This is a genomic window from Micromonospora sp. NBC_01392 (assembly GCF_045040125.1).
Classification (GTDB): Bacteria; Actinomycetota; Actinomycetes; order Mycobacteriales; family Micromonosporaceae; genus Micromonospora.
On record NZ_CP109549.1, the window covers coordinates 5,562,320 to 5,585,138 of the forward strand.

At 72.9% G+C, this 22,819-nt stretch carries 23 protein-coding genes; 10 read left to right on the forward strand and 13 right to left on the reverse strand.

The genetic code is table 11. The features are described from left to right. Positions 1–145 precede the first annotated feature (145 nt). From OG767_RS23855 to OG767_RS23870, 4 genes are all read right to left on the reverse strand, one after another. Positions 146–1,777 (reverse strand): cytochrome bc complex cytochrome b subunit, encoded by a 1,632-nt coding sequence (locus OG767_RS23855; protein WP_405090591.1) that lies wholly within the window; start codon positions 1,775–1,777, stop codon positions 146–148. Beyond that, positions 1,774–2,862, reverse strand: a complete 1,089-nt coding sequence (locus OG767_RS23860) for a ubiquinol-cytochrome c reductase iron-sulfur subunit (RefSeq protein ID WP_405090592.1) — start codon at positions 2,860–2,862, stop codon at positions 1,774–1,776. Before OG767_RS23860 ends, OG767_RS23855 begins: the two co-directional genes overlap by 4 nt. A gap of 67 nt (positions 2,863–2,929) precedes the next feature. Next, positions 2,930–3,763 (reverse strand): c-type cytochrome, encoded by an 834-nt coding sequence (locus OG767_RS23865; protein ID WP_107159950.1) that lies wholly within the window; start codon positions 3,761–3,763, stop codon positions 2,930–2,932. A gap of 72 nt (positions 3,764–3,835) precedes the next feature. Next, entirely contained in the window at positions 3,836–4,435 is a 600-nt protein-coding gene (locus tag OG767_RS23870) for a heme-copper oxidase subunit III (protein ID WP_281936738.1), read from the reverse strand. Positions 4,436–4,543: 108 nt separating this feature from the next. Here OG767_RS23870 and OG767_RS23875 point away from each other — a divergent pair, with 108 nt between their 5' ends. From OG767_RS23875 to OG767_RS23890, 4 genes are all read left to right on the forward strand, one after another. Continuing rightward, positions 4,544–5,530 carry a cytochrome c oxidase assembly protein gene (locus OG767_RS23875; protein ID WP_374709193.1) on the forward strand — a complete coding sequence of 329 codons (987 nt, stop codon included), beginning with the start codon at positions 4,544–4,546 and terminating at the stop codon, positions 5,528–5,530. A gap of 47 nt (positions 5,531–5,577) precedes the next feature. Then, on the forward strand, positions 5,578–5,976 hold the full coding sequence (locus OG767_RS23880; RefSeq protein ID WP_107159954.1) for a hypothetical protein: 399 nt from the start codon (positions 5,578–5,580) through the stop codon (positions 5,974–5,976). Between the two features lie 77 nt (positions 5,977–6,053). Continuing rightward, positions 6,054–7,100, forward strand: coding sequence for an anthranilate phosphoribosyltransferase (gene trpD / locus OG767_RS23885; RefSeq protein ID WP_405090593.1), 1,047 nt, complete (start codon positions 6,054–6,056; stop codon positions 7,098–7,100). A 119-nt stretch (positions 7,101–7,219) separates the two neighbouring features. After that, positions 7,220–7,426 carry a hypothetical protein gene (locus OG767_RS23890; protein WP_405090594.1) on the forward strand — a complete coding sequence of 69 codons (207 nt, stop codon included), beginning with the start codon at positions 7,220–7,222 and terminating at the stop codon, positions 7,424–7,426. A 200-nt stretch (positions 7,427–7,626) separates the two neighbouring features. Here OG767_RS23890 and OG767_RS23895 read toward each other — a convergent pair whose 3' ends face one another. Together OG767_RS23895 and coxB are read right to left on the reverse strand one after the other, a co-directional pair. Further along, on the reverse strand, positions 7,627–8,055 hold the full coding sequence (locus tag OG767_RS23895) for a cytochrome c oxidase subunit 4 (protein WP_281936746.1): 429 nt from the start codon (positions 8,053–8,055) through the stop codon (positions 7,627–7,629). A gap of 10 nt (positions 8,056–8,065) precedes the next feature. Next, positions 8,066–9,037, reverse strand: coding sequence for a cytochrome c oxidase subunit II (gene coxB, locus OG767_RS23900; protein ID WP_405090595.1), 972 nt, complete (start codon positions 9,035–9,037; stop codon positions 8,066–8,068). A 170-nt stretch (positions 9,038–9,207) separates the two neighbouring features. On the opposite strand from coxB, the gene OG767_RS23905 reads away from it, so the two are divergent. Together OG767_RS23905 and OG767_RS23910 are read left to right on the forward strand one after the other, a co-directional pair. After that, positions 9,208–10,359, forward strand: a complete 1,152-nt coding sequence (locus OG767_RS23905; protein ID WP_405090596.1) for a cysteine desulfurase family protein — start codon at positions 9,208–9,210, stop codon at positions 10,357–10,359. A 55-nt stretch (positions 10,360–10,414) separates the two neighbouring features. Beyond that, on the forward strand, positions 10,415–10,654 hold the full coding sequence (locus OG767_RS23910) for a sulfurtransferase TusA family protein (protein ID WP_405090597.1): 240 nt from the start codon (positions 10,415–10,417) through the stop codon (positions 10,652–10,654). Between the two features lie 156 nt (positions 10,655–10,810). On the opposite strand, the gene OG767_RS23915 is transcribed toward OG767_RS23910, so the two are convergent. The 4 genes from OG767_RS23915 to OG767_RS23930 form a co-directional block, all read right to left on the reverse strand. Continuing rightward, positions 10,811–11,374, reverse strand: coding sequence for an AAA family ATPase (locus tag OG767_RS23915; RefSeq protein WP_405090598.1), 564 nt, complete (start codon positions 11,372–11,374; stop codon positions 10,811–10,813). After that, positions 11,371–12,345 (reverse strand): carbohydrate kinase family protein, encoded by a 975-nt coding sequence (locus OG767_RS23920; RefSeq protein ID WP_405090599.1) that lies wholly within the window; start codon positions 12,343–12,345, stop codon positions 11,371–11,373. Before OG767_RS23920 ends, OG767_RS23915 begins: the two co-directional genes overlap by 4 nt. Before the next feature lie 173 nt (positions 12,346–12,518). Beyond that, on the reverse strand, positions 12,519–12,890 hold the full coding sequence (gene erpA / locus OG767_RS23925) for an iron-sulfur cluster insertion protein ErpA (protein WP_107159973.1): 372 nt from the start codon (positions 12,888–12,890) through the stop codon (positions 12,519–12,521). 136 nt (positions 12,891–13,026) lie between these two features. Further along, positions 13,027–14,187 carry a glycerate kinase gene (locus tag OG767_RS23930; RefSeq protein WP_405090600.1) on the reverse strand — a complete coding sequence of 387 codons (1,161 nt, stop codon included), beginning with the start codon at positions 14,185–14,187 and terminating at the stop codon, positions 13,027–13,029. A 43-nt stretch (positions 14,188–14,230) separates the two neighbouring features. On the opposite strand from OG767_RS23930, the gene nadA reads away from it, so the two are divergent. The 3 genes from nadA to OG767_RS23945 all read left to right on the forward strand — a co-directional run bounded on the left by nadA (position 14,231) and on the right by OG767_RS23945 (position 17,654). Then, positions 14,231–15,406, forward strand: coding sequence for a quinolinate synthase NadA (gene nadA / locus OG767_RS23935; protein WP_405090601.1), 1,176 nt, complete (start codon positions 14,231–14,233; stop codon positions 15,404–15,406). Between the two features lie 214 nt (positions 15,407–15,620). Further along, positions 15,621–16,976, forward strand: coding sequence for a UDP-N-acetylglucosamine 1-carboxyvinyltransferase (murA, locus tag OG767_RS23940; protein WP_107159977.1), 1,356 nt, complete (start codon positions 15,621–15,623; stop codon positions 16,974–16,976). 30 nt (positions 16,977–17,006) lie between these two features. Beyond that, the gene (locus OG767_RS23945) at positions 17,007–17,654 is read left to right on the forward strand and encodes a DUF3043 domain-containing protein (RefSeq protein WP_405090602.1); all 648 of its coding nucleotides are present in this window, start codon (positions 17,007–17,009) and stop codon (positions 17,652–17,654) included. A 25-nt stretch (positions 17,655–17,679) separates the two neighbouring features. Here OG767_RS23945 and OG767_RS23950 read toward each other — a convergent pair whose 3' ends face one another. The 3 genes from OG767_RS23950 to OG767_RS23960 are packed head-to-tail and all read right to left on the reverse strand — an operon-like array spanning position 17,680 to position 20,349. Then, positions 17,680–18,666, reverse strand: a complete 987-nt coding sequence (locus OG767_RS23950; protein ID WP_405090603.1) for an ATP-binding cassette domain-containing protein — start codon at positions 18,664–18,666, stop codon at positions 17,680–17,682. Then, positions 18,663–19,478 (reverse strand): ABC transporter permease, encoded by an 816-nt coding sequence (locus OG767_RS23955; RefSeq protein WP_405090604.1) that lies wholly within the window; start codon positions 19,476–19,478, stop codon positions 18,663–18,665. The genes OG767_RS23950 and OG767_RS23955 overlap by 4 nt, the downstream gene beginning before the upstream one ends. Positions 19,479–19,497: 19 nt before the next feature. Then, complete coding sequence (locus OG767_RS23960; RefSeq protein WP_405090605.1) at positions 19,498–20,349, reverse strand: ABC transporter permease; 852 nt, start codon at positions 20,347–20,349, stop codon at positions 19,498–19,500. Here OG767_RS23960 and OG767_RS23965 point away from each other — a divergent pair. Further along, entirely contained in the window at positions 20,315–20,452 is a 138-nt protein-coding gene (locus OG767_RS23965) for a hypothetical protein (protein ID WP_405094368.1), read from the forward strand. The genes OG767_RS23960 and OG767_RS23965 overlap by 35 nt on opposite strands. The last annotated feature ends 2,367 nt before the right edge of the window (positions 20,453–22,819 follow it).

Consider the following 22,819-nt stretch of genomic DNA (forward strand, 5'->3'; position numbering starts at 1 on the left):
GGACCGCACGGATACCCGGCTGACCGGGGTTATTCCTGCGATTCCACCCGTCCGGGGCGCACCGAACCGCCGATCGGGGCGGAAACGGACGTGGCGCCCGCCGGAGGAGTCCGGCGGGCGCCACGGTCAGTCGTACCCGGAAGGGTCAGCGTCGGCTCTCGCCGCTGCCGATCTCCTCCCGCTCTCCTCGGGGCTCGACCGGCGGGTGGCCCGGCGAGACCGGCGCCTCGGCCGGCTTCTCGATCGGGTAGAAGAAGCCCCGGATGGCGGGCCCGAGGGCACCGAGCCGGTTCATCTTCTTCGGCACCACCCAGCCGACGTAGTCAAGCGCCGGCGCGTGGCCGTCGTGCCCGTCCGCCGACGTGAGCGGCTGGTGGATCTCGACGAACCGGCCGTCGGGCAGCCGCTTGATGATGCCGGTCTCCACGCCGTGGGCCAGCACCTCCCGGTCGTGCTGCTGGAGACCCAGGCAGATCCGGTAGGTGACGTAGTAGGCCAGCGGCGGGATCACCAGCAGACCGACCCGGCCGGCCCACGTCATCGCGTTCAAACTGATGTGGAACTTGTCGGCGATCACGTCGTTGCCGCCGGAGAGCGTCAGCACGACGTAGAAGGCGACCGCCATCGCGCCCACCGCGGTCCGGGCCGGCACGTCCCGGGGCCGCTGGAGCAGGTTGTGGTGCTTGTAGTCCTTGAGGCGACGGGCCTCCAGGAACGGGTACATCGTCGACAGGCCCACCAGGATGCCGGGGAGCACGACCGTCGGCCAGAACAGCGGCGGGATGACGTACCCGTCGCCGATCGGGATGCTGATCTCCCAGCCCGGCATGAGTCGGGTCGAGCCGTCGAGGAACATGACGTACCAGTCGGGCTGGCTGGCCGCCGAGACCACCCACGCCTCGTACGGGCCGAAGTACCAGATCGGGTTGATCTGGAAGAGGCCACCCATCAGCGCGATCACGCCGAAGACGACCATGAAGAAGCCGCCCTGCTTGAGCGCGTAGCGCGGGAACATCCGCTCGCCGACCACGTTCTCGTTGGTCCGGCCGGGGCCGGGCCACTGGGTGTGCTTCTGCTTGAACACCAGGCCCAGGTGCACGCTGATCAGCGCCACCAGCAGGCCCGGGATGAGCAGCACGTGGGCGATGAAGAAACGGCTGATGATGATCATGCCGGGGAACTCGCCGCCGAAGATCGACGAGCTGACCCAGGAGCCGACCACCGGGATCGACAGGATGATGCCGGAGGCGATCCGCAGGCCGGTGCCGGAGAGGCCGTCGTCGGGCAGCGAGTAGCCGGTGAAGCCGGCCAGGAAACCGACCCAGAACAGCAGCGAGCCGATGATCCAGTTGGTCTCACGCGGCTTGCGGAACGCGCCGGTGAAGAAGACCCGGAGCATGTGCACCACGATCGCGGCCATGAACAGCAGGGCCGCCCAGTGGTGCATCTGCCGCATGATCAGACCGCCCCGGACGTCGAACGAGATGTCCAGGCTGGAGGCGTACGCGGCCGACATCGGGGTGCCCCGCAGCGGCGCGTAGCTGCCGTCGTAGGTCACCTCGGTCATCGCCGGCTCGTAGAAGAAGGTCAGGAACACACCGGTCAGCAACAGCACCACGAACGAGAACAGCGCGATCTCGCCGAGCAGGAAGGACCAGTGGTCGGGGAAGACCTTGTTCAGCAGCTTGCGCAGCGGCGTGGCGACCTGGAAACGGTCGTCCACCGCCCCGGCGGTCTTGGCCGGCAGCGCGGCCGCATCGAACTTTCGGCGCTTCATGGCCGCTCCCAGAAGTCGGGACCGATGGTCTCGGTGTAGTCGGACCTCGCCACGAAGAAGCCTTCCTCGTCCACCTCGATCGGCAGCTGCGGCAGCGGCCGGTTCGCCGGGCCGAAGATCGGCTTGGCGTTGTCGGTGATGAGGAACTGGGACTGGTGGCAGGGGCAGAGCAGCCGGTTGGTCTGCTGCTCGTAGAGGCTGGCCGGGCAACCGGCGTGCGTGCAGATCTTGGAGAACGCGACGTAGTTGCCCCACATGTAGTCGCCGCGGCCCTTGCGCTCGTTGGCCGCGCGCGACTTCTGCGCGTCGTCCTCGCGCAGGTGGATCAGCAGGGTCGGGGAGTCGGCGTGCCGGTTGCTGACGCCGCCCTCGATGCCCGGGAACACGGTGAGCTGGCCGCCGACGCTGACGTCCGCCGGGCGGATCGGCCGGCCGTCCTCGCGGATCAGCCGGATCTTCTCACCGCCCTCGGCCGGCGCGAAGCCGGTGGTGAACATCTGGTTGTTCTTGTGCGGCTGCTCGATCAGACCACCGATCAGCGGCGCCGCGGCGACCGCGCCGACCGGCGCCAGGCCGGCCAGCAGCGAGATGCCGAGCAGCGGACGCCGCTTCACGCCCAGCTCGTCGGCCAGGTAGAGCATGGTCTCGCCGGTGATCTTGCGATCCTCCGGGTTGCCGCCCTGGTCGTGCCGGTCCTGGATCGAGACCTCCTTGGGCAGCAACTTCTTGCCCCAGGTCAGGATGCCGAAGCCGACGCCGAGCAGGGCCAGGCCCAGGGTCAGGCCGAGCAGCGGCGTGTAGAGCTTGTCGCCGCCGCGTCCGGCCTCCCACTGCCACGGCCACCAGATGTAGATCACCAGGAAGGCGGTGGCGGCGACGCCGGTCAACAGGAACATCAGCGCGACCGTACGGGTCAGCCGGCGCTCCGCCTTGCTGCCCGGGACGACCTGCTCCTCGTAGTGGACGATCTCGATGTCGTCCCGCCGGGCGCCCTCCTGGACGATCTCGAACCGGGAGAGCCGGGGGTCGTACACGTCGACCGGCTCCGGACCCTGCGGGGCCTGGTGCTCGGTGTGGGTGCTCATGCCGTCACCTCGCTACGCGTGGCACCGGTGGCCGGCACCAGGGCAATGATACAGATGTTCGCCTGGGTCACGACTTGCCCGCAATCCACAGGCTCGCGAAGACCAGCGCGACGATGCCGACCAGGAAGATCGCCAGACCCTCGGTCGACGGGCCGTACCGACCCAGGTTGAAACCGCCCTGGTCCTGGTCGCTCTTCAGCGTCTCCTGGATGTAGGCGATGATGTCCGCCTTCTCCTGCGGAGTGATCTGGTTGTCGCCGAACACCGGCATGTTCTGCGGGCCGCTCAGCATGGCGGCGTAGATCTGCCGGTCGCTGGCCGGCTTGAGGCTCGGGGCGTACTTTCCGGAGGAGAGCGCCCCACCGCCGCCGCCGAACGCGTGGCACTGCGAGCAGTTGATCCGGAACAGCTCGCCACCGGTGGCCATGTTGGCGCCGTCACGCAGGTTGCCCGACGGCACCTGCGGGCCGCCACCGAGCTCCTGGATGTACTGCCCGAGCTGGCGCACCTGCTCGTCGGTGAACTGCGGAGGCTTGCGCATGGCCTGCGCCTCCTGCCGGGCCATCGGCATGCGGCCGCTGCCGACCTGGAACTCGACCGAGGCCGACCCGACGCCGATCAGGCTCGGGCCCCGACCCTCGACGCCCTGGGCGTTGCGACCGTGACAGGTCACGCAGCTCACATCGAACAGCGCCTTGCCCTCGTTACCGGCGGCGGTCAGCGGCGGGTTGTCCTGCGCCTGCACGCCCGGGGCGAAGACGGTGTAGGCGCCGCCGGCCAGCATCAGCGCGGCGGCCAGCCGGACCGCGGCACCCAGCCGGCGGCGGCCCCTGCTGCGCGCCACGGGCCGCCCGCGCAGCCGCGCGAGCAGACCGCGTCGGCGGTCGTTGTCAGAAGTCATGACCTGTGTCCTTAACCGGTTGGACCTTGTCTCAGGGGACGGAGCAGCGGCGCGGTTCGGAACGCGCCAAGATCACTGAAGCCAGTAGATCATGGCGTACAGCCCGATCCACACGACGTCGACGAAGTGCCAGTAGTAGGACACCACGATCGCCGAGGTCGCCTGGGCCGGCGTGAACCGACCCATGGTGGTGCGGACCATGAAGATGATGAAGGCGATCAGCCCGCCGGTCACGTGCAGACCGTGGAAGCCGGTGGTCAGGTAGAACATCGACCCGAAACCGTCTTCGTTGATCTTGACGCCCTCGTGCACCAGGGTCCGGTACTCGTTCGCCTGGCCGAGCACGAAGATCAGACCCATCACGAAGGTGATCGTGAACCACCGACGCAGGGCGTGGACGTCACCCTTCTCGGCCGCGAAGACACCGAGCTGGCAGGTCACCGAGGAGAGCACGAGGATCACCGTGAAGGTGGTCGCGTACGGGATGTTGAGAACCTCGGTGTGCTTCTCCCACTGCTCCGGCGCCGCCGCGCGGATCGAGAAGTACATCGCGAACAGCGCCGCGAAGAACATGAGTTCGCTGGAGAGCCACACGATCGTCCCGACGCTGACCATGTTCGGCCGCGTCAGGGAGTGGATCCGGCTCTTGTCAATGGCTGGGGCCGCAGTCACGCGGTCATTATTGCCCTTGACCGGGACCGACGATCAGCGGGGTGGCAAACCGGTGCCCGCAGTGGCCCGATCGTGGTCGTCCGCTTCGCCTGACCTACCCTGAAAAGCGTGCTGCACGTCGATCAGATCCTCGCCGTCACCTCGGCCGCCGCCCCGGCGACCCTGGCGGCGGGAGGCGAGGCCGCCCCACCGCCGTTCACCGTGGCCCGGGTGCTCACCGAGACCCGGCTGGAGAGCTGGCTCACGCTGGGCCTGGTGCTCGCCGCCGGGCTCTACCTCTACGGGGTGCACCGGTTGCGGCTGCGCGGTGACCGGTGGCCGGTGCTGCGTACCGTCGCGTTCCTCGGCCCCGGGCTCGGCGGCATCGCCGCGGTCACGGTCAGCGGGCTCGGCGCGTACGACACCGCGCTGCTCTCGGTGCACATGGTGCAGCACATGGTGCTGTCGATGATCGCGCCGATCTTCCTGGCGCTGGGCGCCCCGGTGACGCTGGCGCTGCGCACGCTGCCGGTGCGGCCCCGCAAGCGGCTGCTCGCGGTCGTGCACAGCCGGGTGGCCCGGGTCTACACCTTCCCGCTGGTGGCGTTCGCCATCTTCGTGGCGAACCCGTTCGTGCTCTACTTCACCAACCTCTACGAGTTCACGCTGCGCCACGAGTGGGCGCACGAGCTGGTGCACGCGCACTTCATCATGACCGGCTGCGTCTTCTTCTGGCCGCTGCTCGGCCTGGACCCGCTGCCCGGACGCTGGCCGTACCCGGCCCGCGCGCTGCTCATGCTGCTCTCGGTGCCGTTCCACACCGTGCTCGGGCTCACCATCATGCAGAGCACCACGCTGCTCGGCGGCGACTGGTACCCGTCGCTGAACCTGGCCTGGTCCGACCCGCGCAACGACCAGGTGGTCGCCGGCGGCGTCCTCTGGGCCGGCGGCGAGTTCGTCAGCGTCACCATGCTGGCCGTGCTGGTGGTGCAGTGGATCAAACAGTCGGAGCGTGAGGCCCGCCGGCTGGACCGCGAGCTGGACCGCCAGGAGGCCCGCCAGCGCGCGGCCGAGGCGAACGCCGGGGCCGGGACCGGGCCCACCGGCGGAATGTGACGACCGCTACGATCAGCGGGCAGCTACGAGGTGGGAGCCACGTCACGATGAGCGATCGTCTTTGCACCGTCCTGCTCTACAGCGACGACCCGAAGGTCCGGGACCGGATGCGGCTCGCCGTCGGCACCCGGCCGGCGCCCGGCATCGAGATCGAGTTCGTCGAGGCGTCCGACTACGCCGGCTGCGTCCGGCTGGTCGACGACTACGAGATCGACCTGCTCCTGCTCGACGGCGAGGCGAGCCCGGGCGGCGGCATCGGCATCGCCCGGCAGATCAAGGACGACCGGGACGACGCGCCGCCGACCTGCGTGGTGCTGGCCCGCGCCGCGGACCGCTGGCTCGCCGCGTACGCCGAGGTCGACGCCACGCTGACCCACCCGCTGGACCCGGTGATCGCCGGCAGCACCGTGGCGGAGCTGCTGCGCCGCACCCACGCCGCGGCCTGATCCACCTGCGGCGCCACGGCGACGCGGCCGTGGCGCGCCCCCAACCGCTTCACTTCACGCCGCTCGGGAGGCCCGCCATGGGCGAACGGACCTGGCCGCTTCTGCTCAACGCGCTGCTGCGCGGCGAGGAGCTCTCCGCCGCCGACACCGCCTGGGCGATGGGCGAGATCATGGCCGGCTCGGCCACGCCGGCGCAGATCGCCGCCTTCGCCGTGGCGCTGCGCACCAAGGGCGAGACCCCGGCCGAGCTGGGCGGCCTGGTCGAGACGATGCTGACCCGCGCCGTGCCGGTCGAGCTGCCCGAGGAGGTGCGCGCCACCGCGCTCGACGTGGTGGGCACCGGCGGCGACCTCGCGCACACGGTCAACATCTCCACCATGGCGGCGCTGGTGGTCGCCGGCACGGGTGTCCGGGTGGTCAAGCACGGCAACCGGGCCGCCTCCTCCTCCTGCGGCACCGCGGACGTGCTGGAGCAGCTCGGCGTGCCGCTCGACCTGGCTCCGGAGCAGGTGGCCCGCTGCGTCACCGAGGCCGGGATCGGCTTCTGCTTCGCCGCCCGCTTCCACCCCGGCATGCGGCACACCGGTCCGGTCCGGCGCGAGATCGGCGTGCCCACGGCGTTCAACTTCCTCGGCCCGCTGACCAACCCGGCCCGGCCCCGCGCGGGCGCGGTGGGCTGCTTCGACCGGCGGATGGCGCCGGTGATGGCCGCCGTCTTCGCGGCCCGCGGCGACTCGGCGATCGTGCTGCGCGGCGAGGACGGGCTGGACGAGTTCAGCACCGCCGCGCCGACCCGGGTCTGGGTGGCGCAGCAGGGCACCGTCAGGGAGTCGGTGCTGGACGCGGCGGAGCTCGGGGTGCCCCGGGCCACCCTCGCCGACCTGCGGGGCGGAGACGCCGTCCACAACGCCGACGTGGTCCGGCGGCTGCTGGCCGGCGAGACCGGCCCGGTACGCGACTCCGTGCTGGTGAACGCCGCCGTCGCGCTGGCCACTCAGGGCCCGCTCGACGGCGACCTGCACGAGGCGCTGCGGGCCAACCTGGACCGGGCCGCCGAGGCGGTCGACTCGGGCGCCGCCGCGAGCACGCTTGAGCGCTGGCTGGAGGTCGCGCGCTCCGCCTGAGCCGTGGCTGTCGGACCCCCGTGCCAAACTACAGGGGAGTAATTTTCCGTTTTCGGTCGATAGCTCTGTCGGTCGGCGGCGTCCCGCCCCGGCCGGCACCGGAGCGAGAGGAGACGCCCGTGTCGGACCGCGAGCTCTACTGCGACATCTGTGAGGGCGTCGTGCTGTTCGAGACGCCGCACTGCGGCGACGGGCACGGCGCCGACTGCCCGGAGCTGGCCTGCACCGGCTGCGGCGCGGCGGTGCTGATCGCCGCCGGCACGCTCCGCCTCGCGACGCGGTCCCGCCGGCGCGTGCCGCGCCCCGCCCACCGCCACGCCGCCTGACCGCACCCCCGCACCCCCCCGCACACCCGCGCCGCCCCGCAACCCCGGCCCACGGCTGGTGATCATGAGGTTGGCGGCGACAATTCGGACAGTCGACGCCGCCAACTTCATGATCGACTAGGCAGGGGAGGCGGAGGGTGGGAACGGCGGCAGGCCCGCGCCCCGGAGGGGGCGCGGGCCTGCGGCGAAGCTGGTGCGGGTCAGTGCTCGGCGGTGCGGCGGGTGCCCGAGTAGTACTCGAAGAGCAGCCCGCAGGCGGCGAAGACCACCGCCACCAGGCCCAGGCCCAGCAGCCAGAACTGCCAGAACACGAGCCCCAGGCCGGCGATCGCGGCGGCCAGCGCCAGGCCGAACGGCCAGTAGCTGCCCGGGCTGAAGAAGCCGATCTCACCGGCGCCGTCGGCGATCTCGCCGTCCGCCCGGTCCTCCGGACGCAGGTCGATCCGCCGGGAGACGAACCAGAAGAAGCCACCGCACATCGCGCAGAGCAGGAAGGAGAGCAGCAGCGCCACGGTGCCGACCCACTCGACGTGACCGCCGCTGTCGCCGTACGTCCAGGCGCCGTAGAGCACTGTCGCGCCGAGAAGGAACGTGGCGATGGTGAGGAAGATCTTCCACTCGGTCTTCATGCCGAACCCCTCAGCTTCCCGCGCCGGCCGACGCGTCGGACGGGTTGAAGTTCGCGGTGTTGCGCCGCGTGTCGAACGGCTTGGTCTCGGTGGCGTACTCGGGCTCACCGATCGCCTTGAGCGCGTCCTGGGTCGAGTTGCCGGCTTTCTTGGCGGCCAGGAACTGGTCGAACTTCTCCGGCGAGACGACCCGCAGCTCGAAGTTCATGAACGCGTGGTAGCTGCCGCACAGCTCGGCGCAGCGGCCGACGAACGCGCCCTCCTGGTCGATGCTGGAGACCTCGAAGGTGTTACGGACGTTGCCCGGCATGACGTCGCGCTTGAACAGCAGCTCCGGCACCCAGAACGAGTGGATGACGTCGCGGCTCTGCTCCTCGAACCGGATGGACCGGCCGCTCGGCAGCACCAGCACCGGGATGACCTCGCTGGTGCCCAGCGTCGAGGCGACCGTGTTCGCGTCCCGGCCCTGGCCGTCGCGGTAGTTGAACTGCCAGTTCCACTTGAACGCGACGACCTCGACGGTGACGTCGGGGTTCTTCGTCTCCTTGTTCACGTCGGTCTGCACGACCGCGGTGTAGTAGAAGAGCACGGAGACCACGAGGATCGGCGCGATGGTGTAGAGGAACTCCATCGGCAGGTTGTAGCGGGTCTGCACCGGCAGCTCGTTGCCGCGCTTGCGGTAGCGGACCACGCACCAGAAGATCAGGCCCCAGACGAACACGCCGACCGCCAGCGCCGCGATGCAGGAGGCGATCCACAGGTCGTACATCCGGTGCGACTCGGGCGTGATGCCACCCTGCGGCCAGCCGAAGCCGCCGAAGGTCTTGCCGACGTCACAGCCGGTGAGCGCGACCAGCAGCGCCGCTCCGCCGAGACCGAGCCCGGCGAGTCGACCAGCACCACGCCGCCGACGCCCACCGGCCCCCGGGGAAGCGCTGTGCCGTACGGCCGACGGCCGTACCTCCGAACTCCTTGCGACCACCTGGTCCTGCCTCCCTAGCGCGCCGCGGCGGTTGTTTTCCTGACACCGACGGCAAAGGCGTCACCGACGGTCGCAGATTACTCGACCATGGCGGGCCAGGCGGTCTTGGGGTCACTGTCCGCCCCCTTCGGGGAGATCGTGGGCGGGCCCGGGCGATAGCGTGAAGGACCATGAGCGCCTCCCCCGTCTACCTGGACGCCGCCTCCGCCGTCCCGCTCCATCCGGTCGCGCGGCAGGCGCTACTGGCCGCCCTGGACGACGGCTGGGCCGACCCGGCCCGGCTCTACGCGCCGGCCCGCCGGGCCCGCCAACTCCTCGACGCCGCCCGGGAGGCCGCCGCGCAGACACTCGGCGTCCGCGCCGACGAACTCTCCTTCACCCCCAGCGGTACGGCCGCCGCGCACGCCGCCGTGCTGGGCGGACTGGCCGGGCGACGCCGGGCCGGTACGACGCTGGCGCACTCGGCGATCGAACACTCGGCGGTGCTGCACGCGGCCCAACGGCACACCGCCGGCGGGGGCGACGCGGTCTCCGTACCCGTGGACCGGCTCGGCCGGCTGGACCTGGACGCCTGGGCGACGGCGGTGGCCGCCCCCGGTGTGGCGCTGGCCGCGCTGATCGGGGCCAGTCACGAGGTCGGCACCGTGCAGCCGGTGCCGGCCGCGGCCGAACGGTGCGCCGAGGCGGGCGTCCCGCTGTACGTGGACGCGGCCCAACTGGTCGGCCGGGCGCCGCTGCCGGCGGGCTGGTCGGTGCTGACCGCCAGCGCGCACAAGTGGGGCGGGCCACCCGGCGTCGGCCTGCTGGTGGTGCGCAAGGGCACCCGGTGGGAGTCGCCGTACCCGGCCGACGAGCGGGAGTCGGGGCGTACCCCGGGGGTGGTGAACCTGCCGGCGGTGGTGGCCGCGGCGGCGAGCCTGCGCGCGGCGGTGGCCGACGCGGCGGCCGAGGCGGCCCGGCTGGCGCCGCTGGTGGACCGGATCCGGGCCCGGGTGGCGGCGGAGGTGCCGGACGTGGAGGTGGTCGGCGACCCGGTGGACCGACTGCCCCACCTGGTGACGTTCTCCTGCCTGTACGTGGACGGCGAGGCGCTGCTGCACGCGCTGGACCGGCGCGGCTTCGCGGTCTCCTCCGGCTCGTCCTGCACCGCGTCGACGCTGCGCCCCTCGCACGTGCTGGAGGCGATGGGGGTGCTGTCGCACGGCAACGTGCGGGTGTCGCTGCACCGGGAGACCACCGAGGCGGACGTGGAGCGGTTCCTGGCCGAACTGCCCGGCATCGTCGCCGACCTGCGCGCCGAGGCGGGGGTGACCGGCCTGTGAACGCGAGCATGCTCGCGGCTGCGGGGCTCGCCGGGCCGGCTCGAGAGGTGACCCCGTGAGCGCGGACAGCGAGCCGGTCGAGGTGCTCGACTGCCGGGGCCAGCGCTGCCCGCTCCCGGTGATCAACCTGGCCCGCCGGCTGCCCGACCTGCCGGCCGGGGCGGTGGTCCGGGTGCTGGCCGACGACCCGGCCGCGGCCGTGGACATCCCGGCGTTCTGCCGGATGCGCGGCCACGAGTTCCTCGCCGCCCACCCCGACCAGGGCCCCGCCTACGACATCCGCCGCATCCCCTGACCCCGCCCCCGCGCCCAGTCCCCCGCCCCCCGCCCCCCGCCCCCGCGCGATCCCCCCGCAGATTCACGGAAAGTGTGGCTAAATCCGGCTCGTAAGCCACGCTTTCCGTGAATCTGCGCGCTCGGCGGCGGGGGGGGGTGAGGGTGGGGAGGAGGGTCAGGTGAGGTAGGCGAGGATGCCGGGGAGGGGGTCGGCCGCCACGGCGGTGTCGACCACCAGGCGGGGGCCGATCAGCGGCTCGTACTCGGCGCGGCGTACCAGCGTCTGTTCCCAGGTCGCGGGCGCCTGCCCGGCGGCCGGGCGGGCCTCGACCCGACGCCGGTGCTCCGCCTCGTCGCCGCAGTGCACCTCGATCACCCGCAGCGGGACGCCGGCCCGTTCGGCCAGGTCGTGCCAGAGGCCGCGGGCGGACGCGACCGGGTTCACCGCGTCGATCACCACGCTCAGCCCGAGGCCGAGCTGCACCTCGGCGAGCCCGGCGACCGCGCCGTACGCGGCCATCCCGGGCACGTCGCCGACCAGGCCGTAGCGGCCCAGGGCCCGTTCGACCGGGTCGACCGGCAGGACCGGGGCGCGCAGCGCGGCGCCGACCCGCACGGCGAGCGTGCTCTTGCCCACGCCGGGCAGCCCGGCAAAGGCGACAAGCACCGGCCCCCCGCCCGAGCCGGGGCGGACCGCCGCCGGGCCCACCCCGCCGGTCGGGCCGGCCGGGACGCTCACAGCAGGTGCGGCCGGACGTCCTCGGCGGCCGCGTCCCCGTACGACTCGGCGAGCCGCTTCACGAACAGGTCCCGTCGGACCTCGTACTCCTGGCCGCCGAAGTTCTCCAGCACCAGGGTGGCCAGCAGGCAGCCGACCTGGGCGGCGCGCTCCAGCCCGACGCCCCAGTCGAGCGCGGCGAAGAAGCCGGCCCGGAAGCCGTCGCCGACGCCGGTCGGGTCGACCGCCTGGATCTCCCGCGCGATCGGCACCCGGATGGTGTCGATCTCCCGGCCGACGATCTCCACCCCGTGCTTGCCCAGCGTGGTGACCCGCACCTTGACCCGGTCCAGCAGCTGTTCGTCGGTCAGGCCGGCCTTGCTCTGCAGCAGCGACTTCTCGTACTCGTTGGTCATCAGGTACTCGGCGCCCTCGACCAGGCCGAGCACGTCCGCGCCGTCCATGCGGGCGAGCTGCTGGGACGGGTCGGCGACGAAGGCGTAGCCGCGGTCCCGGCACTCGGCGGAGTGCCGGATCATCGCGGCCGGGTCGTTGGCGCTGACCAGCACCAGGTCGAGGCCGCCGAGGCGCTGCGCCACCGGCGCCAGCTCGATGTTGCGGGCCTCGCTCATCGCGCCGGCGTAGAAGGACGCGATCTGGCACATGTCGGTGTCGGTGGTGCAGACGAAGCGGGCGGTGTGCGCCACGTCGCTGACGTGCACCGAGTCGCAGTCGACGCCGTGCCGCTCCAGCCAGGACCGGTAGTCGGCGAAGTCCGCCCCGACGGCACCGAGCAGCACCGGACGCAGCCCGAGCTGGGCCATGCCGAACGCGATGTTGGCCGCGGTGCCGCCGCGCCGGAGCACCAGCTCGTCGACGAGGAAGGAGAGCGAGACCTTGTCGAGCTGGTCCGCGATGAGCTGGTCGGCGAAGCGGCCGGGGAAGCTCATCAGGTGGTCGGTCGCGATCGAGCCGGTCACGGCGATCTTCATGTCAACCCTCGTGGTCGGGAGCACGGCGCGGTCAGACTACCGGGCGTCCCGGCGCTCCGGTCGATGTCGGTCGTGAACCGGCCGTTCACCGCACGTTCGCGTAGTAACGAAAACGGCGGAACCATCCCGGAAGGGATGGTTCCGCCGTTCGGCAGGCGTTTCGGCCCGTCGACTCAGCTGAACGAGTCGCCGCAGGCGCAGGAGCTGCCGGCGTTCGGGTTGTCGATGGTGAAGCCCTGGGCGTCGATCCGGTCGGCGAAGTCGATCGTGGCGCCGGTCAGGTACGGGGCGCTCATCCGGTCGACGACGACCTCGACACCGCCGAAGTCGGTGACGACGTCACCGTCGAGCGACCGCTCGTCGAAGAAGAGCTGGTACCGCAGGCCGGAGCAGCCACCCGGCTGCACGGCGACGCGGAGCCGCAGGTCGTCGCGGCCTTCCTGCTCGATCAGGGCCTTGACCTTCTGCGCCGCGACGTCGGTGAGGACGACGGTGCTGGGGGCCTCCTTGGCCTCGGTCGACTCGGTCTGCGCTGGCGTGGTCACGTGGAAGTCTCCCTGCGCGGTATGAGGTCCGGACGTACTGGCCAACGCCGCACGTCCGCCAGTATTCCCGGTGGTCCGTGTCCGATCGTACGCCGCTGTCGGCGTGATCACCCGGCGGCGTGACCAGCGGAACGCCTCAGCGGCTCCACTGGCCGGCCAGCCGGGCGCCGAGCGCGCGCAGCCCCTCGGCCGGCCGCTCCATCGCCGCCGCCACTCCCCCACGCTCCTCGCCGCCGAAGTGCTCGACCAGGCTGTGCGCCTCGGTCACGCCGACCGCGGCGGCCTCCCGCCGCCCGGTGCTCACCCGTCCCGCCAGCACCACGCACGGCACACCGCGGTCGCGGGCCGCCCCGGCCACGCCGGCCACCACCTTGCCGCGCAGCGACTGGTGGTCGAAGGAACCCTCGCCGGTGATCACCAGGTCGGCGCCGTCCAGCGCGGCGTCCAGGCCGACCGCGCGGGTGACCAGGCCGATGCCCGACTCGCGCCGGCCGCCGAGGGCCAGCACCGCCGCGCCGAGGCCGCCGGCCGCGCCGCCGCCGGGCAGCGCGCCGAGGTCGGGCGGACACCCGGGGAGCGTCTCGACCAGCACGGCCGCCCAGCGCTCCAGCGCGGCGTCCAGCAGCAGCACGTCCGCCCGGTCGGCGCCCTTCTGCGGCCCGAAGACGCTGCTCGCGCCGTGCAGCCCGAGCAGCGGGTTGTCCACGTCGGTGGCGGCGACCAGCGTCGCGCCCCGCAACCGGGGTACGCCGTCGAGCGCGGCGACCCCGGCCAGCGCCGCCCCGCCGTACGGCAGCGCCCGGCCGCCCACGTCGAGCGGGGTGACGCCGAGCGGGACGAGCATCCCGGCGCCGCCGTCGTTGGTGGCCGAGCCGCCCAGCCCGAGCACCACGGTCCGCGCGCCCGCCTCGACCGCGGCGGCGACCAGCAGTCCCAGCCCGTACGACGTGGTGGCCTTCGGGTCCCGTTCGGCGGCGGACAGCAGGTGCAGGCCGCACGCCTGCGCACTCTCCAGGTACGCCACGCCGTCGTCGGTGAGCAGGATCTCACCGGCGGCGGGACGGCCGAGCGGGTCGACCGTGGGCACCGGCAACCGCCGCCCGGGCAGCGCCCCGGCGAGCACCTCGACGAATCCGGGCCCGCCGTCGGCGAGTGGTCGGAGCAGCAGGTCGTCGTCTCCGGCGACGGTCCGCCAGCCCTCGGCCACCGCGGCGGCCACCTCCGGGGCCGGCAGGGTTCCGGCGAACTTGTCCGGGCAGAGCAGCACGCGCATGCCGAGCAGTGTGGCAGGCCACATCCGTGGCGGCTGCGCGGCGGCCGGGCTGTGGGACCATGGGGACGTGACTTCGACCTGGGTTGAGCCCTCCAACACGGCCACTGCGCTGCTGCTCCTCGGCCGCGGCAGCGATCCCGCCACCGAGCGTGGCGTGGAGTGTCCGGGCGACCTCCCCGCGCCGAGCGATCCCGACCTGGTGGCCCGCGCGACCGCCGCGAAGGCGGCGCTCGGCACGAAGGTGTTCGTGCTGGGCCACCACTACCAGCGCGACGAGGTGATCCAGTTCGCCGACGTGACCGGCGACTCGTTCAAGCTGGCCCGGGAGGCGGCGGCCCGCCCGGACGCGGAGTACATCGTCTTCTGCGGCGTGCACTTCATGGCCGAGAGCGCGGACATCCTGACCTCGGACGCGCAGAAGGTGATCCTGCCGGACCTCGCCGCCGGTTGCTCGATGGCCGACATGGCCGTGTTGTCGCAGGTCGAGGCCGCCTGGGACACGCTGACCGACCTGGGCGTGGCGGCGGACACCGTCCCGGTGACGTACATGAACTCCTCGGCCGACATCAAGGGTTTCGTCGGCCGGCACGGCGGCGTGGTCTGCACCTCGTCGAACGCCAAGCGGGCGCTGGACTGGGCGTTCGAGCAGGGCCGCAAGGTGCTGTTCCTGCCCGACCAGCACCTGGGCCGCAACACGGCGGTGCTGGAGATGGGCTTCTCGCTCGACGACTGCGTGCTCTACGACCCGCACAAGCCGGGCGGCGGGCTCACCGCGGAGCAGGTCCGCGACGCGAAGATGATCCTGTGGCGCGGGCACTGCTCGGTGCACGGCCGGTTCACCCTCGACAGCGTGCACGACGTGCGGGCGCGGGTGCCCGGCGTGAACGTGCTGGTGCACCCGGAGTGCCGCCACGAGGTGGTCACCGCCGCCGACCTGGTGGGCTCCACCGAGTTCATCATCAAGGCCATCGAGGCGGCCCCGGCCGGCTCGGCGTGGGCGGTGGGCACCGAGCTGAACCTGGTCCGCCGGCTCGCGCTGGCCCACCCGGACAAGCAGATCATGTTCCTCGACCGGGCGGTCTGCTACTGCTCGACGATGAACCGGATCGACCTGCCGCACCTGGTGTGGGCGTTGGAGGAGCTGGTCGCCGGCCGCGTGGTCAACCAGATCACGGTGGACCCGGAGACCGCCGGGCACGCCCGCGCGGCGCTGGACCAGATGCTGGCGCTGCCCGGCGCCTGATCACCCTCGGTGAGATCGCTGGCACGGAAACGTACCGGACACCCCGGTTCGTGCCCCCGCTGGCGATGTGACCGATTCCATTCTCGTCACGGAGGGCTATGCTGCCGGGGCGACGACATACGCGTGCCGGTTTTCCCATGGCCGCGATCCGGGTAGCGATGAGCAATCGCGAGCCCTCACCTACACGGCAACACCCAACGCGCTGGAGGTTGCGTTGACCGACGACGTCCTGGTCGTACACGGAGGCACTCCGCTCGAAGGGCGGATCCGCGTGCGCGGCGCGAAGAACCTCGTGTCCAAGGCGATGGTGGCCGCCCTGCTCGGCGACACACCCAGCCGGCTGTTCGACGTGCCGCGGATCCGTGACGTCGAGGTGGTCCGCGGGCTGCTCGGCCTGCACGGGGTGAAGGTGACCGACGGCGCCGAGGACGGCGAGCTGGTCTTCGACCCGTCCAACGTCGAGAGCGCCAGCACCGACCAGATCAACGTGCACGCCGGGTCCAGCCGGATCCCGATCCTGTTCTGCGGCCCGCTGCTGCACCGGCTCGGCCACGCGTTCATCCCCGACCTGGGCGGCTGCCACATCGGCCCGCGCCCGATCGACTTCCACCTGCAGGCGCTGCGCGAGTTCGGCGCGACCGTCGACAAGACCCCCGAGGGTCTGCACCTGTCGGCGCCGAACGGGCTGCACGGCACCAAGTTCGCGCTGCCGTACCCGAGCGTCGGCGCCACCGAGCAGGTGCTGCTGACCGCGGTGATGGCCGAGGGTGTCACCGAGCTGCGCAACGCCGCCGTCGAGCCGGAGATCATCGACCTGATCTGCATCCTGCAGAAGATGGGCGCGATCATCAAGGTCCACACCGACCGGGTGATCGAGATCCAGGGCGTCAAGAAGCTGCACGGCTACACCCACCGGCCGATCCCCGACCGCATCGAGGCCGCGAGCTGGGCGGCGGCGGCGCTGGCCACCCGCGGCCACGTCGAGGTGCTCGGCGCGCAGCAGGCCGACATGATGACGTTCCTGAACATCTTCCGCTCCGTCGGCGGCGAGTACGAGGTCACCGACACCCGGCCGCCGAAGCTCGGCGACCCGGGCCAGGAGGGCGGCATCCGGTTCTGGCACCCGGGCGGCGAGCTGAACGCGGTGGCCCTGGAGACCGACGTGCACCCCGGCTTCATGACCGACTGGCAGCAGCCGCTGGTGGTCGCGCTCACCCAGGCCCGGGGCCTGTCGATCGTCCACGAGACGGTCTACGAGCAGCGGCTCGGCTACACCGAGGCGCTGAACACGATGGGCGCCAACATCCAGGTCTACCGGGACTGCCTCGGCGGCACCCCGTGCCGTTTCGGCCGGCGCAACTTCAAGCACTCGGCGGTGATCGCCGGCCCGAGCAAGCTGCACGCGGCCGACCTGGTCATCCCGGACCTGCGGGCCGGGTTCAGCCACCTCATCGCGGCGCTGGCCGCCGAGGGCACCTCCCGGGTGTACGGCGTCGACCTGATCAACCGGGGCTACGAGGACTTCGAGGCCAAGTTGGCTGACCTGGGCGCGCACGTCGAGCGTCCCTGATCCACCCGGTCACCGGCCCGGCGCACCGCGATGTGCGCCGGGCCGCACCGGTTGGCTACCCTTGCCGGCGTGCCGTCGCTGTTTCGCCGCAAGTCCGCCGACCCCGTCGAGGAGTCCGTCACCACGGTGACGACCGACGAGGAGTCCGCCGCCGCCCGCCCCCGGGGCTACACGCCCAGCAAGAAGGAGTTGGGGCGGACCACTCCGAAGCGTCCGGCCGCCGGTCGCCGGGCCGCCGCGCCGGCCCGCCCGCTGACCAAGGAGGAGGCCCGGGAGCAGCGCCGCGCGGCGCGCGCCGAGGCCAGCGCCGAGTTCCGCCGCGAGGGCGGTCCGCGGGACCGGGGGCCGGAGCGCCTGCTGGCCCGCAACGTGGTCGACTCCCGGCGTACGGTCGGCACCTGGTTCTTCGGCGGCGCGCTGATCGTGCTGGTCGGCTCCAACCAGGCCATGCCGCCGGTCGTGCGGCTGGCGTCCAACCTGCTCTGGGGCGCGCTGGCGCTGGGCGTCCTGATCGACTCGGTGCTGATCTCTCGGAAGATCAAGAAGCTGGTCCGCCAGCGCTTCCCGAAGAGCACCGAGAAGCTGGGCTCGCTCTACTTCTACGCGATCATGCGGTCGATCACGTTCCGCAAGATGCGCGCCCCGGCCCCCCGGGTCAACATCGGCGACAAGGTCTGAGCAACGCGTTAAGAAGGGCCCCCTGCTATACGCCAGGCGTTAACAGGGGGCCCGTCCTTTCGCTCTGGTAGAGGCGGGCGACGACCTCCTCGATGTCCGGCTCCACGATCGAGATGTCGCGCAGCGTGGCCAGGCCGGCCAGCCCGGCCACCACCTCGGCGACGCTCGCCCGTTCCAGCGCGAACACCAGCCGCCGCCCGTCCGCCTCCACCCGCTGCACCGGCGCGCCCGGCAGCACCGGCGGCTGAGGCAGCGCGGTGTCCAGCTCGGCGACCACCATCCGGCGTGAGCCGTACCTGTGGTGCAGCTCCGCGATCGACCCGTCGTGCACCACCCGGCCGTGGTCGATGACCACGAGCCGCCGGCAGAGCCGCTCGATGTCGGCCAGGTCGTGCGTGGTGAGCACCAGCGTGGTGTCACCGGCCCGGCCCAGCTCGGCCAGGAAGCCCCGGACCGCCTGCTTGCTGACCACGTCCAGCCCGATGGTCGGCTCGTCCAGGAAGAGCACCTCCGGGCCGTGCAGCAGCGCCGCGGTCAGCTCGCCGCGCATCCGCTGACCCAGGGAGAGCTGCCGGACCGGGGTGTCCAGGAACGCGTCCAGGTCGAGCAGGTCCCGGCAGCGGGCCAGCCGGGCCGCGTGCGCGCCGGCCGGCACCCGGTAGACGTGCCGCAGCAGGTCGAACGAGTCCCGCAGCGGCAGGTCCCACCAGAGCTGCGACCGCTGCCCGAACACCACCCCGATGCGCAGCGCCAGCCGGGTCCGGTCGGCCACCGGCCGCAGCCCACAGACCAGGGCCCGACCCGCCGACGGCATGAGCACACCGGTGAGCATCTTCAGCGTGGTCGACTTCCCGGCGCCGTTCGGGCCGATGTAGCCGAGCATCTCGCCGCGCTCCACCCGCAGGTCGACGCCGTCGACCGCGGTCACCGTCCGTTTCTCGCGGCGCAGCGTCCCGGTCCTGACCCGCACCGTGAACTCCTTGCGCAGCCCGTCCATCTCGATGACGTTCATGACCCCGTACTCCGGTAGTGACGGACCCCGACGCGCCAGGCCACGGCCGCGACCGCCGCCGCGACCAGCGCGACGCCCGGCGCGGCCCAGCCCACCCAGGCCGGCAGGCCCAGCGGGTCGGCGCGGCCGAGCAGCGCCAGCGCCGGGTGGTAACTGACGAACGCGAACCCCATCCCGTACGCGAACAGCGCGCGGAACCACCCGCCGTAGACGGTGACCGGGTACGAGGTGAAGTCGCGCCCGCCGTAGGTGACCGAGTTGGCCAGCTCGCCGGAGTCGACCCAGTAGAACGACACCGTGGCGGTGGTGACGAAGACCGAGGCGAAGAAGACCACCGCGGCCGGCGGGGCGACCAGGGCCAGCGCGACCCGGCCCGGGGTCCAGTCGATCCCGGCCGAGGCGAGCGCGAACCCGAGCACCGCCAGGCCGAACACCGCGCGGGACACCTTGCGCAGCGGCAGGTCCATCAGCAGCAGTTGGGGCAGCGCGGCGAGCGGGCGGACCAGCACCGCGTCGAAGAGGCCGGTGCGCACGTACCGGGGCAGCCGTTCGACGTTGCCGACCAGCAGGTCGGCGGCGGCGAACCCGCACGACGACAACCCGACCACGACAAGCGTCTCGCGCAGCGTGAAGCCGCCCAGCTCGCGCGTCACCCCGAAGATCACCAGGACGGTGACCACGTCGAACACGGTCGCGCCCAGGTTGCCGACCAGGTCGACCACGAACGACGTGCGGTAGGCCGCCTGCGAACGCGCCTGCGCCCCGAGCAGCGCCCGGTACGCCCGCAGCGCCCCGCCGCCGACCTCAGCCACCCCGGGCGCACTGTGGTGCTCAGCCACCCTGCACCACCAGGCGACGCTCGGCCCGGCGCTGCACCAGCCGGCAGAGCGCCAGCAGCAGCACCGCCCAGCCGAGTTGGAGCCCGACCAGGCCGAGACCCGTCGACATCGGCTCCCGCTCGACAAGCACGTCCAGCGGGACCTGGAGGAGGCTCGGGAACGGAGTGGCGTAGCGCAGGGTCGCCTCCAGCCAGCCGGGCAGGAAGCCGAGCGGGAAGTAGAGCCCGGCGAGCACGCCTGAGCCGAGCGTCCAGAGGATCATCGGGCCCCGGACGTCCTGCAACCAGTAGGCGGTGGCGTTGACCAGGTAGCGGCAGCCGAAACAGACCACGACCGCGAGCAGCGCGGAGAGCAGGAACAGCGGCACGGTGGCCCAGTGCCGGGGCAGGTACACCGCGAAGAAGAACGGGCCGACCACCAGCGGGGGCACCAGCCGGGCGAGCGCGGCGAACCCGGCCCGGCCCACGTCGACGGCGAGATAGTTGGTCACCGGGTGCACCGGTCGCAGCAGGTCGGCGGCCACCTCGCCGGAGCGGATCCGGTCGGCCAGCTCGGTCCAGCCCCAGATCGCGATGACCGCCAGCAGCCCCTGCCCGGCCCAGACGAACGTGGCGAGCTGCGCCCGGTCGTAGCCGGCGACGGTGCCGGCCGCGTCGGTGGCGGCGAGGAAGATGTAGCAGCGCAGGAAGCCGAAAACGGTGTTGGTCACCACGCCGGCCACGGCCGCCTGGCGGTAGGTGGCGTGTCGCCGGAACCCGGCCGCCACTATCGCGCCGAATGTCCGAAACCATGGGGTAACGTGTCCGTCGGTGGGTGACGCCACAGTGGCGGTGACCGAGCCCACGCCGTTACCCTCCTTCCGCAGCCAAGACGTGCTGGCCGGGCGACTCTACCGGCACGTCCGCCGCCCCAGCGCGACAATTTCCAACGAGGTGACACCGCCGTGAGCGAGCGACGCGAGCCGGTTCCGGGGCCGCGCCGCGCGAGCCACGGAAGGGGCTGCCGATGAGTGGCTGGGGCAGCTGGCGTGAGCCGGCCGAACCGGCCTGGGCGCTGGAGCCCACCCACGAGTGGCAGCCACAGTTCCCCGGGCAGCGCTACCCGGGTGACATCGGCCTCGAACACCTGACGCCCCCGCCGCGTCGCCGGGCCGTGGTCGGACGCGCCGAGGTACGCCCGGTCAGCCCCGCGCCCGAGGACGCGCATCCGATCAGCCCGGCGCCGACCGACGCGTACCCGGCCGGCCCGGCCGACCCGCGCGGGACGTACCCGGTCAGCCCCGCTGGACGGCGTGAGGCGTACCCGGTCAGCCCGGCCGGACCGCGCGGGACGTATCCGGTCAGCCCGGCCGGCCCACGCGGGACGTACCCGGTCAGCCCGGCCGGGCCGGACGAGCCACGCGGGCAGCGGCCGGTCGGTGCGGCGGGCGAGTGGCGCGGCCGGCCGGACCGCCCCGGCGCGGACGGCCGACCGCCTCGGCCGGCGGACCGGACCCCGCCCGGCCCGCCCCCGACACCTGAACGCTTCGACCAGCGCTGGACCCACCCCGGGTCGCCGTCGCACCGGTCGACCCCGCCGGCACCGGGCTGGATGCCGGAGCCGAGCGAGGCCCCGCAACCCGCCGCGGGCTGGTCCGAACGCCGCCGGCCGGCGGACGACCGCCGCGCCCCGGTGGACGGTCGCGAGCCCGGACCCGACCGTCGCGAGGCCGGACCCGACCGTCGCGAGCCCGGACCCGACGGTCGCTGGGCCGGACCCGACGGTCGCTGGACTCCGGCGGCCGACGCGGGGCGGAATGCCGTACCCGGCCGACCCACGGAACGCCACGGCCAGGTCGGTCCCGCGCCCGAGCGTGGCACCGCGGCACGCGGCGAGCCGGGTCGTGACGGTTGGCGCGAACCGGGACGGCCTCCGACGGACCGGCGCGAGCCGACCGGTGGACGGTGGGCCGACGGCACGCCGCGCCGGGACGCCGCCGGCCCCACCGGGACCGACCGGTACGCCGCCCCACGCCCCGCCGTCGACCAGCGGTGGGACGGTCAACGCCCGCCGCTCGACCGGACCCACGCGCCGCAGGGCGAGTGGCCGGTGATCGAGCGGCGGTCGCGTACCGAGCCGGCCGCGTACCAGCCCGACGAGCGGTCCCGCCCGCACGCGGAGCGGCCGGCGCGGGACGGCTACCCGGGCGGTCCGAGCGACGACCGGCGCCGCGACGGCCACCGTCCGGAGCAGGACGGCCCGGCCCGCCCCCGCCCCGAGTCCCGGGAGGCCCGACCGCCCGCCGCGCGCCCCGACCACCGGCCTCAGCCGGCCCAGTGGCCGGCACGCCCCGACGAGCACCCACCGGTCCGTGCCGGTGACGCCCCGACGCGGCCGGTACCGCCGAGCCGACCCGACGAGCCACGGCGGTCCGCTCCCCCGGCCCCCGGTCGCTACGACGAGATCCGCCGGCCGGCTGCCGAACAGGATCGCCGGGTCCCCACCGGACCAGCCGCCACCGGACCAGCCGCCACCGCTCCGGTTTCCGGCGTGCCCGGAACCGGCGTGCCCGGGACCGGCCGGTCGGCGGCACCCGCGGCACGGGCGTCCGCGCCCGGGGTGGCGGCCGACGCGCCGGCCCCGACCGCTCCCGCTCGCCCGGCTCCGCCTGCCTATCCCGGCCCCGCGTCCGGGCAGACATCCGGAAGTGGCCCGGCCCGATCCGGCCCCTCCGGTCCGGCGGAGGTTCGAACGCCACAGACCGGGCCCGCCACTTCGGCCGGGAATGAACGCCCGACAGCCGGCGCGACCGCCGGCGGCACGGCTGCTGACCCGGATCAGGACCGGCGGGAGCCTGCCCGGTACCGCCCGCCGGTACCCGAGGCGGATCCGGCACCGCAGCCGAGGGACTCCGGTGCGGAGGCATGGTTCCGGCCGAACAAGCCGGCGACGACCGGCGGGCGTGACGGCCAGCCCGACGACACGGCCCGTGCCGAGGCACAGGCTGCGCCGTCCGTTTCCGCCGGGCCGACCTTGCCGGCAGAGCCTGTCCCCGCCACTTCCCCGACCGGCCAAGCGCCAACGGACCGGCTTCAGACTGCCGTACCGACCGGCCAGGCCTGGACTGCCGCACCGGCGGATCAGGACCCGGGTGTCGTGCCGGCGGACGAGGACCCGGGTGTCGTGCCGGCGGACGAGGACCCGGCTGTCGCGCAGGCCGGACCGGAGCGGCGGGTCGCTTCGATCGCGCCCGCCGAACCGATGGGTGTGACAGGCGACCGCTATCGACCTGAGAGCGTGAACGACTCGGCGGTCGTATCCGGGATCGGCACCAC